This window comes from Rhodospirillaceae bacterium, from assembly GCA_040219235.1.
Lineage (GTDB): Bacteria > Pseudomonadota > Alphaproteobacteria > Rhodospirillales > Rhodospirillaceae > WLXB01.
On the sequence record JAVJSV010000007.1, the window covers coordinates 110790 to 127037 of the forward strand.

Sequence of the window (16248 nt, forward strand, 5' to 3'; positions counted from 1 at the left end):
CGTGCGTTATGCCCTGGGCCCTCGGCCTAAAGCCGAGGGTGACAGTTGGGCTTTACTCAAGACGTGGCGTACGCCTTAAAATTCCGTCGTCCCAGGGTTTATGGAATTTATCCTTGCGCCGTCCACCTAAAGCCACGGGCTAAAATCAAGCACTTTCGGTTTTGGCGTTTGCAGCATGACCCGCTGTGACTATTTAGTCACGCCACGTAAATGTTTTGCCATACATGCGCGGAAAGTGTTGGTTTAAGAAGTCTAAATTCATATGTAAATGACTGTAAATTAAAACCATTACTTCGCTAAACTTCACCCCCTGATTCACATCTCAATTTATCGGTTGAAGAGGGGGGCCTAACCATACAAAGGCATTATTTATGACTCTCAAACGTTTCCTTGCTGCCACCTGTGCCCTGACAGCGCTTGGCGCCGGTTCGGCTAATGCGCAACAAATCGCTCTGGAAGAGATTGTTGTGACGGCGCGTAAAACAGAGGAGCGCCTGCAGGATGTTCCATTGTCCATCACCGCGTTTACCGCTGATGAATTGACGGAGCGTGGCCTGGATGATGTGTTTGAGATCAGCCAATTCACCACAAACTTCGGCTTTGAAAAACTCAACCGCTATGGTGTGCAAGGCGGTGGCAGCCGTCCGGTGATTCGCGGGCAATCCAACATTCTTGGCGAAGGCAATGCCTCGGTGTTCGTGGACGGGATTCAATACAACGATTCAATTTTATCCTTCCCCTTCGACATTGTTGAACGGGTCGAGGTCATCAAAGGGCCGCAAGCCGCTCTGTTTGGCCGTTCAACCTTTGCCGGTGCGATCAGCATCACCACGAAAAAGGGCTCAAACGAATTTGAGAATAAAGTTTCCGTCCGTGCCGCCGAGCATGATGATTACGAAGTCAATCTTATGTCCCGCGGCCCAATCGTAGAAGACAAAGTGTTCTACATGGTGCATGGCCGCTACTATGATTACGGCGGTGAATACCGCAACAGCCTGGATAACCAAAAAGTGGGCCAGGAAGAATCCCTCAACTTCAATGCCGCTTTAGAGTTCCGGGCCAGCGAAAATTTCACAGCAACCCTGGCCGGCGGGTATGGCAAGGATGATGACGGTGCCGCTGCAATCGTGTTGCAGGACCGCACTTTCAACAACTGCTTCCTTGATGTCGCCCGGCAATACTACTGCGGTGAAGTCAACGAATTCACCACAACCGAGCAAAACCTAGATCTGTTCGGTGATGACATCGGCCTCGACAAAGACAGCTACCGTCTGTCCGCTAAGCTAGAATACGACGGCGGTGATTTCGCCATCACCTCCAACACCGGTTATTTCAAATCCGATCAGAAATACGGCTATGATGTTGACTTAACGTCCAACTCAACCGCGCTCGGCGGCACCTTTAACCGTATTGCTTTCAGTGATCGCGAAGAGTGGTCAACGGAAGTCCTGGTGCAGTCCACCTGGGATTCACCGCTCAACTATCTGTTCGGCACATATTACTACAACAGCGACCGCAGCTTCCGTGAAGATCGTTTGGCCGGATTTACCGTCGATGATGGTGTCGACAAGGTCCGCAACTGGGCCGGTTTTGGTCTGTTGTCTTATGACCTTACGGAAAGCCTGACCGCGGCGGTCGAACTCCGTTATTCCTCGGATAAAGTCTCCAACGAAAACCCAACACGTGCGGGATTGCCTCTGCTTGAAGAGACCTTCAAGAGCTGGACGCCGCGCTTTACCGTGGATTGGCAGGTCAATGATGACTCCTTGATCTATGCCTCGCTAGCCAAGGGCAACAAGCCGGGGGCGTTCAACGCCAACCCGTTGATTGACCCAGTGCTCATTCCGGTCGAGGAAGAAAAATCTTGGAACTACGAATTGGGCACCAAGAACACTCTGCTTGATGGCCGCATGACGTTGAATGCCGCGATCTTCTACATTGATTGGACCAATCAGCAACTTACCTCACAGACCACCCTGAGCTCAGGGGCGCCAGCCTCATACATCAGTAATGCTGGTGAAACCAAGGTGGAAGGTATTGAGATTGAGATGACCAACGCCTTCACCGACAACTTTACGGGCGGCTTTGGCTATGGGTTGAATGACGCTACCTTTGTCGTTAACGATGATCTTGAACAGGCGGCCTTCTTTGGTGATCCGTCGGTTGCGGGCAACCAAACCCCGAACAACTCCAAGCATCAGCTTAACGTGTTTGGCCGTTATGAGTATCCGGTGGCCGATGGCATTAACGCCTTTTTCCGGGCTGATTTCTCTTACGCCGAACGCAAGTATGCTCAGGTCTATAACCTGGCCCATACCGGTGATCAGAAGCTGTTGAACCTGAAGGTCGGATTGGACGCCGATAATTGGCAGGTCACTTTGTTTGTCGATAACGTGACAGACGACTTGACCCCGTCCACCGTCATCCGGTTTGTCGACTTCAAGAACTTCTTACCCGTTGGCACCAGTGCTCGCACATCCAGCTTCGTCCGGGCTTTCCAGTATCCGCTGGCCGATGGACGGCAGTTCGGTCTCACCGCGTCCTACTCCTTCTAACAGGACCGCGAAACACTTATCGCTTTACGGGGAGGGGAACCCTAAAGCGGGATAAGGCCGGACCTTCGGGTCCGGCCTTTTTCTTGTGCGTGCTGTCATACTTGGATTTGTTGCGAGCAGCGAGGGTTCCAAAGCTCACCTGTGCCATTTACTCTGGACACTCGGTACATGCCCGAGGGGGACAAGAGAGATGATACCTATGATCCGATTTCTAATGATCCGATTTCTAACTGTGGCTCTGCTGGCCGTCCTGCCTGTGCCCTGGACAATGGCCCAAACGGGTGCGCCCGCTCAAGCGAACGCGCTCAGCGCCAATACCAAATGGATCAAGGGCTCGTACGAGTACGGCTTCCTCGACTCTGATGTCATTCGTGGGCATGAGGATTGGACCATCACCGTCCACCCTGACGGCTCGCGTACGGTCGAAGCCTTTGTGGACTTGCGCGAGCAGGGTCATCAAAGCAACGTCATTCTGCGGGTCGATCAGAACTTCCGGCCCTTAGATACCTATGCCAATTTCTGGCGCTTTGGCGCGTACGGTGGGGCGGCCCGCTTCTGGCTGGAGACTCGCCAGCGCCCCCAAACGGATATTCTCAACGGCAACATCATTGGCCCCAACGGCAACGCTACGCTCGCACTTGAGGTGCCGGAGGCGTTTTCCTTGCGGGTTCATCCGGTCATCACCGAGGGCTGGCAGGTTTTGTTCTACGATCACACCAAGCCCAGCCCGCAGACGGTACCGCTGTATAATATGGTCACCACCAGCGGCGAGGGCATCAAAGGCATCGGCCAGATGGTCGACAACGAAATCATTTACCATGGCCGCGAAACCGTCACCGTGCCGGCCGGCACTTTCGAGGCCGACCATTACACCTTTTACTTTGGCCGCTATGATATCTGGCTGTGGGGCGACGATCAGGTGCTGGTGCGCTATGTCGCCAAAGCCAATAACCGGGAATACCGCCTGACCAAGCTGGAGGTCGGACCAAGATAGAGCCAGAACCACGTTCGAAAACGCCGTCAAACCCCCTCCCACAAATTTGATCGCGCATCGCACCTCGCTCGCGGTATACTGCAGGCATGAACATTATGACTCCTCAGCCCGAAGCCCTGCAGTGCCTGGAAGTGTGGGGCGGCAACCGCATCACCAATCAGGTGGTCAGGGCGGCCAATATCTCCATCGCCATCCACGCGCGGCCCCATGGGCAAAGCGAGCAGGGTGGCGATATCCATTATGTCTCGGCCTGTAGTGCAGACTCACTGATCCGCATCGCCCTCGCTGATATTTCGGGTCACGGCGAAACCTCCGGCCAATTGGCCCAGGGGCTGCATCATCTGATGCGCGCCAATATCGAAAACACCGATCACACCGGCTTTGTCCGCACCCTCAACGAAGAATTCGGCAAACTGTCTACCGAAGGGAATTTCGCAACGGCTATCATTGCGGCCTATTATAAGCCGAACAATTCCCTCGTGCTCAGCAATGCCGGGCATCCACGGCCGCTATGGTTTCGCGCGGCGGATAAGATGTGGCTGTTTCTTGACAACAGCATCGATAACGCCTTGCTTGGCATTGCCGACGCGCCCCTGGGCGTGATCGACGGCACCGATTACTCACAGATCGGCATCATCATGGCCCCCGGCGATTTTATCGTGATGTACAGCGACTCCCTGATTGAATCAGAAAACGCCGAGGGCCAGCCGTTGCATGAAGAAGGGCTGCTCAATCTGGTGGCACAGCTGCCGACCAACGAAGGCTGGGAACTCTGCGATGCGGTCATTGACGCCGTCTCGGCCTATCGCGGGCATGCCCCGGCTGATGATGATGAATCCGTGCTTGTGATCAGCCGGCCCAACGCCTAATTCGGGTGTTAAGCCTTTAGTCCACTATGTGGCGACCTGCACGGAACCGCGCGCATGGTACGCTAGGCTGATTTAGAGTTTACGCACGGAATCTAGATCAAACCTTAGTTTTAGGGAGTCCCGCCATGAATGTTGTTGTCTCAGATGTGAAGCCACAAACCGCAGGCGCCCAATCGTTTCTGGCCGCGCCCGCCCGCAAAATGCTGATCAACGGCGCGTGGGTTGCAGCTCAATCTGGCGCGACACTCGAAACCAAAGACCCGGCCACCGGTAAAGTCCTGGCGACCATTCCCAAAGGTGAGAAGGCCGATGTCGATGCCGCCGTCGCCGCCGCCCGCGCCAGTTTCGAAAGTGGTGTGTGGAGCAAGATGACCCCCGATGACCGCGGTCGCATTCTGTGGAAAATCTCCGAGTTGATCGAAGCCAACATTGATGAACTGGCCGAGTTGGAAACTCTGGACCAGGGCAAGCCGTTGTTTGTTGGCCGTTGGGCCGAGATCCCTGGTGCCGCACAACAGTTCCGCTACTTCGCGGGCATGACCAGCAAGATCGAAGGGCAAACCATCACGCCGTCCATCAATTACCAGCCCGAAGGCAAAAAAATGTTTGCCTACACCCAGAAGGAACCCCTGGGCGTCGTTGGGGCCATCACCCCGTGGAACAGTCCGCTGGTGCTGGAGGCCATGAAAATTGCGCCGTGTTTGGCTTCGGGCTGCTCGATGATTCTCAAGCCCGCCGAAGACACTTCACTCACGGCGCTGAGATTGGGCGAGTTGATCATGGAAGCGGGCGTGCCCGCCGGGGTGTTCAATGTGGTCACAGGGCTGGGGCCAGAAGCCGGTCAGGCGCTGGCCGAGCACATGGACGTCGACAAAATCGCTTTCACCGGCTCAACCCCGACCGGCCGCAAGATTATCGATGCTGCCAAAACCAACATGAAAAAGGTCGCGCTTGAACTGGGTGGCAAATCACCCGCCATTGTCATGGCCGATGCCGATATGGACCTCGCCATTCCCGGTGCGGCCAATGCCATCTTCTTTAACGGCGGCCAGGTGTGTGTCGCCGGGTCTCGCCTATACGTTCAAAAGAAAGTGTTCGACAAAGTGGTCTCCGGCATCGCCGACATCGCCAAAGGTATGCAAATGGGTCACGGCCTTGATCCCGCCACCACCATTGGCCCCATGGTCAATCGGGTGCAGGCCGACCGCGTTAAAGGCTACATTGATGGCGGTGTTGCGGCGGGGGCTGAAATCGTTGTTGGCGGCGAACAGTTGGGCGAGACGGGCAACTTCATTTCGCCCACCGTCATCGCCAATACGCGCCAGGATATGGCGGTGGTGCAGGAAGAAATCTTTGGCCCCGTTGTGGTGGCCGCGCCCTTTGACTCCATGGAAGACGTGCCGGCCATCACCAACGACAGCCGCTTCGGTTTGGCCGCCAGTGTATGGACGCAGGACATTTCCAAGGCCACACGTCTCGCAAACGACATCAAGGCTGGCACCGTGTGGATCAACTGTCACCTGATGTTCGATGCCAGCCTGCCCATCGGTGGCTATAAGGAATCCGGCTGGAGCCGTGACTCCGGCCAGCAGGCTGTCGACAACTATATGGAAACCAAAACCGTCTGCGCGGTGGTGTAACACCCATTGCGTCACTCTCACATTTATTGCGAGAGTCCAGGGCGACGTGAACCTTCAGCGAACCTGGGGAAGCGTCCAGAGTGACTTGAACACTTGCGTTTCCCCACCCCTGGGTACTCGGACTAAATCCGAGTACGACAGCTTTATTTTTTATCCAAAGCCGGTATCTAAATTCTGTCCGTCACTCCCTCAGCTTTGTCGGGGTGAAACGTTTTCTGCGGCAACAGGTATCGCTTCCCATGAGCTCTAAATGCGGGCATGGTGCGCCGCATGAATTCAGATATACCAGCGACCATCCATATTGTCGGCCCAGCCGATGCACATCTGCTCGAAAACATCGCCGAAGATGTGTTTGACGAACAGGTCACGCCTGATCTGTTGGCCGACTATCTGGCCGAGCCCAACCATGTTTTATGCGTGGCGGTTCTTGAAGGCGTGGTTATTGGCCAGGCCCGCGCGATCATCCACAAGCATCCCGATAACACTCCGGAACTTTACATTGATAATGTGGGTGTGTGCCCGCGCTTTCAACGCAACGGCATTGGCCTGGATATGGTCACCGAGCTCTTTGCCATCGGTCGCGCCCGCCACTGCACCGATGTTTGGGTGGCCACCGAGGCCGATAACGCCGCCGCGCGCGCGTTCTACAAAAGCTTCGACCTCACCATGGAACCCATGGTCATGTTTGATGGTGAGCTGTAAGGGGTGCGTTAAACCTCAGATTGCCCAGCCTGTGATAAATCTCAACTTCGTGCGATGCACTCCGGTATAGGGACACGAAGACACCCCTGCTAAGTTAGGTCTGCTGCATTTTTTGAGTATTCTCAACAATGTGGTGTCTCACGCGCCGCCGTGAGAATTGGGGACGATCAACGGGAAAGCCGAGTGGCCAAGTCTTTATTCCAGTCAGCCGAGTGCCTTGGCTTTTTTAGGCACTGGCAATCTTTGTGCAGCGACGGCCAGATTGTTCCCACACACGCAGATTTTTTAGATCATCCACACCCAAGTTACGCGCCGTTTGTTCACATTTCAGAGATGAGCGAAGATGGCACCATGATCGTGCGGCTCATGGGCACCGGCTTGGTTGAACGCTGGGGCAAAGATAAAACCGGCGAGGCCATGGCCGCAGACCAGCCAGAGGAAATTCGTGACGCGCTGTATCACAACACCCATCAGGTCATAGCGACGCCTTGCGGTCTGCGCTCGGAAATTGAGCTGGCCGCCAGCAGCGGCTCTGAAATGGTGATCGAAGCGATCACCTTGCCCCTGGTTGTCGCACCGGGAAAACCGGGGCGTGTGGTGGCCTTTTCGGCGCTGATGCGCAATCTTGAATACGGCGAGCACTCAAAGCGCTACAAAAGCCTCTCCAATGTGCAGTGGCTCGACATCGGCGCGGGCGTTCCAGACCAGCCACCCTCTATCACTGAGGACTGACCCCTTAACGCACCTCACAAAACTGAGCACGTGCGTTGCGCTACGCCTGGGTCTTCAGGTTAAGCCCAAAGACAACGGTATGTGTGTGATGCACACCCTAAGTCACAACTCTAGCCGTCGCCGTCGCAAGTGTTGCGAGGGCCCAGAGTAATAATCACGCGACACACCGGCCTTTAAAGAACCCGCGTATTCTCAAAAGTTTACGCCAACCTACTTATCCGGCCGTGTAAAGAACTCCGGCTTAATCACCCGCTCGTACATGTCGTAAAAACGCTCCGCGCCGTCGCCCAGGTCGTATTCTAGATCGACCGCATGAAAGATGGTGTTCAGGCAGTCCGCGTTATCGACACACTCCAGGGTCAACCGCGCCAGTCCATCCCGCGTCACCGGGCCCACGGCAGTGCGGTCGCGGCTCAACATCGCCTCGCCCGATTCAACCGAGCCATCGGGCATCAGGCTCAGGTGGCGGATAATCGTATAGGGTACGCCACTGTCCGTCAGCACATCTTCGGCGATGGTTTTGGCGGCGATGGCGGTGCGTTGAAATTCAAACACTTCTTCCATGTTGACTAAGCGCGCGCTGTCGCCCGAGCCCACCGCGCCATGAAAAATAATCTGCTCCACGCCGGTCTGTTTGGCGTACTTTGAAATCAGCTCTTGGGCTTGATAATAAAAGGCGTTATCGCCGCCCATGCCCTGGGCCGAGGCATCAATCACCACGCGATAGGTGCCCTCTGTAAAGATGCGCTTCATGTCCGCATCATCGAGCATGTCACCCACCACGAACGACACCTCAAGTCCGTCGAGACGTTCCCGGTTCGAGCTCGGGCGCGACATCACGGTCACGGTCTGTCCGGCTGCGACCAAATCTTGCACGATTTCAGAACCGAGCTTGCCGGTGCCGCCAAACACCAATACGCCACCGCTGCCGTTCGTTTCAGCTTCAGCCTGAACCGCGAACCCTGACAGACCGAGCGTGGTGGCCAGAACGGCGAGAGCCGCCAGTCCGCTCATCCGAAGTCCAGTCATTTTAATTATCTGTTTGAACATGTCTTTATCCTTACTTTCGCAATGGTTTTGTCTCAGCGCAGCAGAATACGATGTACCCTGAACATCTTAAAAAAGGGACTCAAAAGATGAAACCAATATCGAGTTAACGGGCCTGTGATGTGCGGGCCTGTGATGGGCTGGCAGGTGAGGGGGGTAATCCTATGACTCTCAGCAAACCGGAAGATCTTTAATCAATCGCCCTGAGTGGCGCTCAGCTTTCAGGGCCCAGCGGCATAGGCCGTTTTCAGGTCCATCAGCAAACCGTCCAAGGTGGCCTGGTCATACATGTGGCCAGCTTTAATCACGGTGTTGATGCGTTTGGCGTTGCCGATATTTTCGCGGGGGTCGGCGTCCAGCAGCACCAGATCGGCCCATTTTCCTGAGCTGACTGTGCCCATCTTATCGTCCAGGCGCATAAACTCTGCCGGGTACAGCGTGGCGGCCCGCAAGGCTTCCAGCGGCGTCAGTCCGCCTTTAACCAACAACGCCAGCTCTTCATGCAAACTGTAGCCGGGGGTCAGAAAACCGATCGGGCTGTCCGTGCCGGCCATCACCTTTACGCCGCTGTCATTCAGCTTAGCGACCATGGCGTAGCTCCAGGCTTCGAAGGCTTTGGATGCTTCAGTGGGCTGCATGCTTTCGGCAAAGCGCTTCGCGCCCGTGTCCCATTGCGCCTGAACCTTTGTGGGCAGATAAGCGTAGGTGTCTTGAAAATCCGGGCGGGCATAGAGCCGCTCCGTGGCGATGGTGTTGACGGTTAACGTTGGCGTTTGAAACACCGCTTCGCGCGCCAGCACGGCCACCACCGCGTTACAGCGGGCGCTGTCTTGGGCGGCGATGGCGGCTGTGCGTTGCATGCGGTGCAAGGTGCTGCGCAAGTCCCCGCCATCCATATCAGTGCTGTCGGCTAGGGTCTTGCGACGCTCCGCCAGCAATGTTTGATAATTCTCCGCGCAGGCCAGTTCCAGATTACGCAGATGCTCCATGCCATCCACCCCGGCTTCTGCGGCCCCCACCGCATCCATGCTTAAGGGGATGTGAGTGGTGATGGGCAGGCCGAGTTCATTGGCCCGTTGTGCCGCCGCGGCAAAGGTTTCTGGCGTGTTCATTTCATACAGCTTGATCAGGTCCATGCCCAAGCCATGCAGCCGGTCGATTTCCGCGCGGGCTTCCTCGGGTGTGCTGACGCCGACTGAAATATTGGGGCGGCCGTTTAATCCGGCATACACCCGTTGCGCGCCATCCACCAAAGGCCCCGCCAAATACACGCGCGGCGCAATGGCCCCGGGCGCGTGGGCCGCGTCTCGCATCGGCAGAACAATATCGGTTAGTCCACCCGTATCGCGCACGCTGGTGATGCCGTTGGCAATAAACAGCGGATACGACGCCTCAATGCCCAGGTCCGGATAATAGGAAAGATGCACATGGGCATCCCACAAGCCGGGGATCAGAAACTTGCCCGTGCCATCTATCACACTGGCCCCGACGGGCATGGTGACGGTGGAGGCGGGACCAACCGCTGTAATGGTGTCGCCGGTCATGACCACTGTGGCATGTTCGATCTGCTGGGTGGCGTCGATCACCGTGACATTTGTAATTACGACTGTCGTCGCGGGGGTAATGGCCGTTGCTGCCGGGCTTGCCAGCTCAGACGGCGCGGGGCCATCGTCGGAGCATGCTGCGAGGCCAATGCCTAATACAATGCAAGATTTGAAGGCAGCGGGCTTGAACAGGCAGCGCAACAGATCGGTCATTTTAATCCCCTCTAAGGTCTCACAAACAGTCTACCGTTCCCGGTGTCCTGATGTAACCTAGGGATATCTATACATCTGGAGGGGATTTCCATGAACCGCAAAGCGGCTTTAAGCATGCTTGGGGGCGCGTTGATCTAAGTATCGGCTGTGGTGGCATTACGATCAGGGGGGGGCGGCGGTCTCTGGTGCGGCCATGGTCGCCCGGGCTTCGACGAAACGCTCCAGGTCCACCTTTGCTATGCGAAACTCCCGTTCGAATTTCACGGCTCGCAGTTCTTCATTCTTGATCCAGGTACGTACCGTCGCTTTGCTCACCTTCAGAAGTTCAGCGACGTCCTGAATCGTCATGAATGGTGCACTTAGCATGACTCATTGATCCTTATTTATTCTTATTCTCACTTATTTATACCGATTTCGATTTACCTTTGCCAGGGCTGATTTTATGATCTGTAGTGGCAATCGGAATAAGGAGATTTTAAATGCGCCACTATCACAACCCACTCTACGTCAGCCACGGAACTGCTGATGAAACTGAGGGCCTGAAGCAGGCGCTGAGTCTGGCGCGCAACAACAACGCTCCGTTGAGTGTTCTGGTTGTCTGCCCGGAATTCTCTGTTGATTTTCCTGATTACCGAAAGAAGTACGAAGAGTCGCTTATTGCCCAGACTGAAGCGTCGATACGTTCGACCAAAAAAGCGATCAAGCTGGAAGAAGGCTCAGTCGATATTTCGATTGAACTCGCCAGCGATAAAACCCCTTCAACAAAGATAATTCAGCATGTGCTTCAGCACGGTCACGACCTGTTGATCAAAGAAGCAGAGCCTCGTGACGGCGGTGGCGGCGGTTTTAAAGCCATCGATATGGACCTGCTACGCAAATGCCCCTGTGCATTATGGTTATGCCGCCCGATTGCACATTCAAGGCAACATATTCAGGTCGCAGTCGCAATTGATCCGGAAACGACTGAGCAGGCCGCAGAAGATCTGTCAAAACGGATGTTAGAGTTGTCACGTTCCCTGGCGGATAGCTGCAGCGGCGAACTGCATGTCATTTCCTGCTGGGATTATGAATTTGAATCCTATCTGCGTGACAGTTCCTTTGTAAAAGCAAAAGATGAGGAAATTGCCAAAGCTGTTCTGACCACGCAGCAGGAACATCGCACGGCCCTTGACAGATTGGTTAAGGCATCCGGTATTTCCGGCAGCCATCAGGCCCACCATCTGCGTGGGAGGGCCGAAGACTGCATCCCTGCATTCGTAAGGGACATAAAGGTCGATATTCTAGTGATGGGTACGGTCGCGCGGACCGGCATCCCCGGCTTTATCATCGGGAATACGGCGGAAAATATCCTACAGAATTTGTCTTGCTCGCTGCTGGCGCTTAAACCAAAGGGGTTCATCTCACCGGTGAAAGCCTATTGATTGTAAGAGTAGATAATGGAAAAGTCGGGCCCGGATCGTACTGAGAATTTATGGCACACATTATCAACTGAGAATGTTTTAGAGCGGCTGAATGCTTCAGCGGAGGGTCTCTCTCATGCCGAAGCAAAGATGCTGCTGGCGGATTATGGTCCTAATCGCCTGCCAGAAGCCGCCCGACGCAATGGCTTTATACGTTTTTTGCAGCATTTTCATCATGTTCTAATCTACGTGCTACTTGGTTCCGCTGTGATTACAGCGATGCTCGATCACTGGATTGACACTGGCGTGATCCTGGCCGTGGTTGTCGCCAATGCCCTCATCGGCTTCATTCAGGAAGGCAAGGCGGAAAAGGCGATGGACGCGATCCGCCATATGCTGGCGCCCCGCGCCAATGTGTTCCGCGATGGGGAAAGACAAAGCATAGAAGGCGATGCGCTCGTTCCTGGTGATATTGTCTTACTTGAAGCGGGAGACAAAGTACCCGCCGATCTGCGCCTTCTAACCGCGCATGGGATGTCGGTGCAGGAGGCTATTCTGACCGGCGAGTCCGTGCCGGTTGAAAAACATACAAAGCCGGTTTCCGGGGAAGCTGCCTTAGGCGATCGTTCGTGCATGGCCTTTTCCGGCACTCTGGTAACAACCGGCCAGGGTAAAGGGGTTGTTGTTGGCACCGGTAGCCAAACCGAGATCGGGCGTATCAGCGGACTGCTTTCAGAAGTTGAAACGTTAACCACGCCGCTGGTGGCGCAGATGGGAATTTTCGCCAAATGGCTGACCATCCTCATCCTGCTGATTGCGGCGCTGTTATTGGTATATGGCTATTTTGTCGGTCATCACGATTTTGCGGAAATGTTCATGGCGGTGGTCGGACTATCAGTCGCTGCGATCCCTGAAGGGCTGCCCGCTGTACTAACCATTACATTGGCAATCGGCGTCCAGGCCATGGCGCGACGCAACGCCATCGTCCGGCGTTTGCCCGCAATTGAAACGCTGGGTTCGGTTTCTGTTATCTGCACTGACAAAACCGGTACGCTCACACGCAACGAGATGATGGTGGCTTCCGTGCTTACCAGTCAGCATCTCTTTGCCCTGGAAGGCGACGGATATACACCCAAAGGGCTGCTCAAGCTGGAAGATGCGCATGTGTCACCGTCCGACCACGCCGTGCTGGAGGAACTCGCCCGTGCGGCGGCGCTCTGCAACGATGCGTTCTTGCGCGCGCATGAGGGCGTATGGACGGTAGAAGGCGACCCGATGGAAGGGGCGCTCCTCGCCTTTGCGGGAAAAATGGATGTAGATGTCCGCAAGACACAAACAGCGTGGACTCGCACCGACGCCATTCCATTCGATGCCAAGCACCGCTTCATGGCGACACTGAATCATAACCATGAACGCCATGCGTTCGTGTTCGTTAAAGGCGCACCAGAACAGATACTCGCCATGTGCCAGGGGCAGCGCGGCATGGATGGAAAGACGGAAGCGTTGAATATTGATTACTGGCATGGGAAAGCCGAGGCTATTGCCGCGCTCGGACAACGCGTGCTCGCCTTTGCCTTGAGGCCGGTGCAATCGGAACATACGGTGCTCGAACTTGGCGATGTTGAAGGCACACTCACCTTACTGGGCATGACGGGGATGATCGACCCGCCGCGTGCGGAGGCGATTGCGGCAGTCGATGAGTGCCATGGCGCAGGCATCCGTGTGAAAATGATTACAGGCGATCATGCGAAAACGGCCGCTGCCATTGCAAAGCAAATTGGCTTGAAAAACCCAGAGCAGGTCCTGACCGGGCGCGATCTAGACGGCATGGATGACGCCGCGCTGCGTCAGACTGTTCTGGAGTGTGACATCTTCGCCCGGACCAGCCCGGAACATAAGTTGCGGTTGGTTATGGCATTGCAATCGCATGGTATGACGGTGGCGATGACTGGGGATGGTGTGAATGACGCACCCGCCCTGAAGCGCGCCGATGCGGGCATCGCCATGGGTATGAAAGGCAGTGAGGCAGCCAAGGAAGCGGCGGAACTGGTGCTGGCGGATGACAATTTTGTTTCCATTGCCGCTGCAGTGCGCGAAGGCCGCACCGTTTACGACAACATCAAGAAAGTCATCAGCTGGACGCTTCCCACCAATGCGGGCGAAGCGATGACCATCATCGTGGCGTTGCTGGCTGGGATGACGCTGCCAATAACACCTGTCCAGATTCTATGGGTCAATCTGATTACTGCTGTAACACTTGGCATCGCGCTTGCATTTGAGCCGACGGAAGAAAGCACCATGCGCCGTCCGCCACGCCCGCGTGATGAACCGCTGCTCACCGGCGGGTTGGTCTGGCATATTGTGCTGGTGTCGCTGCTGTTCCTTTGCGGCGTGTTCGGCATGTATCACTATGCCGTTGACCGGGGCTATTCAATAGAGCTCGCCCGCACCATTGCGCTCAACACGCTGGTGGTGATGGAAATATTCCACCTGTTCTTTATTCGGAATATCTACGGCACCTCGCTAACATGGAAGGCGGTGCGCGGGACCAAGATGATCTGGACGGTGGTCATTGTTATTACTGTTGCGCAGTTCGCCATTACGTACCTCCCGCTCTTGCAGACTGTATTTGTCACAGAGCCCATCCCGTTCCTGGACGGTATGCTGATTGTCGGTGTCGGAGTGGCGCTTTTTGCGATTATCGAAACCGAAAAGCAGATTCGTCTTCGGGTATCACAACAAGTGACGCATGATCATGCCCGATCTTAGCTTCCTGCACGCCTCGCCGTTTTATGAGTTGACGGCACTCATTGCCTTAGCCGCCATCATTGGTTCCGTTGGGTTGCTGCTGCGTCAGCCGATGATCGTGAGCTTCATCGCGGTTGGTGTGCTGGCCGGACCGTCCGTCCTTGGGATTGTAAAATCGCACGAGCATATTGAGCTGCTGGCTGAGCTGGGCATTGCTGTGTTGCTGTTTCTGGTCGGCCTCAAGCTGGATTTGAAACTGATCCGCACCTTGGGTCCTGTGGCGTTGGCAACCGGGTTAGGGCAAGTGACGTTCACCTCGGTGATCGGCTTTCTCATCGGACTTGCGCTGGGGCTGGATACAGTGACCTCGCTCTATGTCGCCGTAGCGCTGACCTTCTCCAGCACCATCATTATTGTCAAACTACTTTCAGATAAACGGGAAGTCGATTCCCTGCATGGCCGGATCGCGATCGGATTTCTAATTGTGCAGGACCTTGTCGTCGTGTTGGCGATGATGATCCTGTCAGCCTTCGGTGTAAGTGCCCAGGAAGGGGCCGATGGGTCGGTATTCGTGCATATCGGCACTGTTCTGCTCTATGGCCTTATGATGCTGGGCTTTATTCTGCTGTTTATTCGCTACCTGGCGACACCGCTGGTCAGCCGGGTTGCGCACTCGCAAGAACTGCTGATTATTTTTGCCATTGCTTGGGCGGCGCTGCTGGCCGCCATTGGCAGCCAGCTCGGCTTCAGTAAAGAATTGGGCGGTCTGCTCGCTGGTATATCGCTGGCCTCCACACCTTTCCGCGAGGCGATTGTGGCGCGCCTGTCCTCCTTGCGCGATTTCCTGTTATTGTTTTTCTTCATTGCACTGGGCTCGCAGCTTGATCTTGGCCTGCTCGGCGGACAAATCGGTCCCGCATTACTCTTCTCTGTCTTTGTACTTATCGGCAATCCGCTGATCGTGATGATCATTATGGGTCTGATGGGGTACCGAAAACGCACCGGGTTTTTGGCGGGCCTGACTGTCGCGCAGATCAGTGAGTTCTCGCTTATTTTCATGGCGATGGGACTCACGTTGGGACATGTCTCCAAAGAGTCTCTTGGGTTGGTGACTCTGGTTGGGCTGATTACGATTTCCCTATCAGTCTATATGATCACGTATTCCCATGGCCTCTATAGTAGGCTGGAGTCCTGGCTCGGCGTGTTCGAGCGCAAGACGCCCTACCGCGAAGCAAAGCTTGAACAACAGCATATGACCAAAGGGGAATACGACGTCATCCTCTTTGGATTGGGGCGTTACGGCAAAGCCCTAGCCCATTATTTACAGCAGCAGGAGTTCAGCTTGCTGGCTGTTGATTTCAATCCGGATGAGGTGCGCCGCTGGCGTGCCCAAGGTCATGCGGCCGTCTATGGAGACGCGAGTGATCCGGCATTTATCGAGAGCCTCCCCTTACGTGGCGTCAAGTGGATTGTTTCTGCCATGCCCCAGCATAATATCGGAGTCACTCATGAAGACCCTCGTCTCAGTCTCCTGGAAGGATTGAAGCAGCAGCGGTATGGTGCCGGAATCGCCATATCGACGCAGCACCTTCACGATCAGGAAATCCTCAAGGAAAAAGGAGCCACCCTGATCTTGCTGCCCTTTTATGACGCGGCAGAACAGGCTGTGGTGCGGATGAAAGAGAACCAGGACAAAGCAGAGCATTTTCATAGGTTTGAATCCGCCTGAGGAGTCTGGTTACTCTTGCAGGCGCCCGCTGTTTCTGGTGACCGGCAAAGTCTGAATTGACGCCCAGACTACGGC

General features: G+C 55.3%; 12 protein-coding genes. 9 read left to right on the top strand and 3 right to left on the bottom strand.

Annotation, left to right across the window (positions count from 1 at the left end):
• Window positions 1–371: 371 nt before the first annotated feature.
• The 6 genes from RIC29_02700 to RIC29_02725 all read left to right on the top strand — a co-directional run bounded on the left by RIC29_02700 (window position 372) and on the right by RIC29_02725 (window position 7492).
• Complete coding sequence (locus RIC29_02700; protein ID MEQ8733804.1) at window positions 372–2555, top strand: TonB-dependent receptor; 2184 nt, start codon at window positions 372–374, stop codon at window positions 2553–2555.
• A gap of 199 nt (window positions 2556–2754) precedes the next feature.
• On the top strand, window positions 2755–3549 hold the full coding sequence (locus RIC29_02705; protein ID MEQ8733805.1) for a hypothetical protein: 795 nt from the start codon (window positions 2755–2757) through the stop codon (window positions 3547–3549).
• Window positions 3550–3644: 95 nt separating this feature from the next.
• On the top strand, window positions 3645–4418 hold the full coding sequence (locus tag RIC29_02710; GenBank protein MEQ8733806.1) for a PP2C family protein-serine/threonine phosphatase: 774 nt from the start codon (window positions 3645–3647) through the stop codon (window positions 4416–4418).
• A gap of 125 nt (window positions 4419–4543) precedes the next feature.
• Entirely contained in the window at window positions 4544–6058 is a 1515-nt protein-coding gene (locus tag RIC29_02715; GenBank protein MEQ8733807.1) for an aldehyde dehydrogenase family protein, read from the top strand.
• Between the two features lie 270 nt (window positions 6059–6328).
• Window positions 6329–6760, top strand: a complete 432-nt coding sequence (locus tag RIC29_02720) for a GNAT family N-acetyltransferase (GenBank protein MEQ8733808.1) — start codon at window positions 6329–6331, stop codon at window positions 6758–6760.
• A gap of 183 nt (window positions 6761–6943) precedes the next feature.
• On the top strand, window positions 6944–7492 hold the full coding sequence (locus RIC29_02725) for a PAS domain-containing protein (protein ID MEQ8733809.1): 549 nt from the start codon (window positions 6944–6946) through the stop codon (window positions 7490–7492).
• A 210-nt stretch (window positions 7493–7702) separates the two neighbouring features.
• Here RIC29_02725 and RIC29_02730 read toward each other — a convergent pair whose 3' ends face one another.
• The 3 genes from RIC29_02730 to RIC29_02740 form a co-directional block, all read right to left on the bottom strand.
• Complete coding sequence (locus RIC29_02730) at window positions 7703–8542, bottom strand: NAD(P)H-binding protein (protein ID MEQ8733810.1); 840 nt, start codon at window positions 8540–8542, stop codon at window positions 7703–7705.
• 218 nt (window positions 8543–8760) lie between these two features.
• Entirely contained in the window at window positions 8761–10296 is a 1536-nt protein-coding gene (locus RIC29_02735; GenBank protein MEQ8733811.1) for an amidohydrolase family protein, read from the bottom strand.
• A gap of 162 nt (window positions 10297–10458) precedes the next feature.
• Complete coding sequence (locus RIC29_02740) at window positions 10459–10662, bottom strand: helix-turn-helix domain-containing protein (GenBank protein MEQ8733812.1); 204 nt, start codon at window positions 10660–10662, stop codon at window positions 10459–10461.
• A gap of 113 nt (window positions 10663–10775) precedes the next feature.
• On the opposite strand from RIC29_02740, the gene RIC29_02745 reads away from it, so the two are divergent.
• From RIC29_02745 to RIC29_02755, 3 genes are read left to right on the top strand one after another with little or no spacing between them, the layout of a single operon-like run.
• Window positions 10776–11717: a universal stress protein gene (locus tag RIC29_02745; GenBank protein MEQ8733813.1), complete on the top strand. Its 942-nt coding sequence runs from the start codon at window positions 10776–10778 to the stop codon at window positions 11715–11717.
• Window positions 11718–11732: 15 nt separating this feature from the next.
• On the top strand, window positions 11733–14465 hold the full coding sequence (locus RIC29_02750) for a cation-transporting P-type ATPase (GenBank protein MEQ8733814.1): 2733 nt from the start codon (window positions 11733–11735) through the stop codon (window positions 14463–14465).
• On the top strand, window positions 14452–16173 hold the full coding sequence (locus tag RIC29_02755; GenBank protein MEQ8733815.1) for a cation:proton antiporter: 1722 nt from the start codon (window positions 14452–14454) through the stop codon (window positions 16171–16173). Before RIC29_02750 ends, RIC29_02755 begins: the two co-directional genes overlap by 14 nt.
• Window positions 16174–16248: the final 75 nt, after the last annotated feature.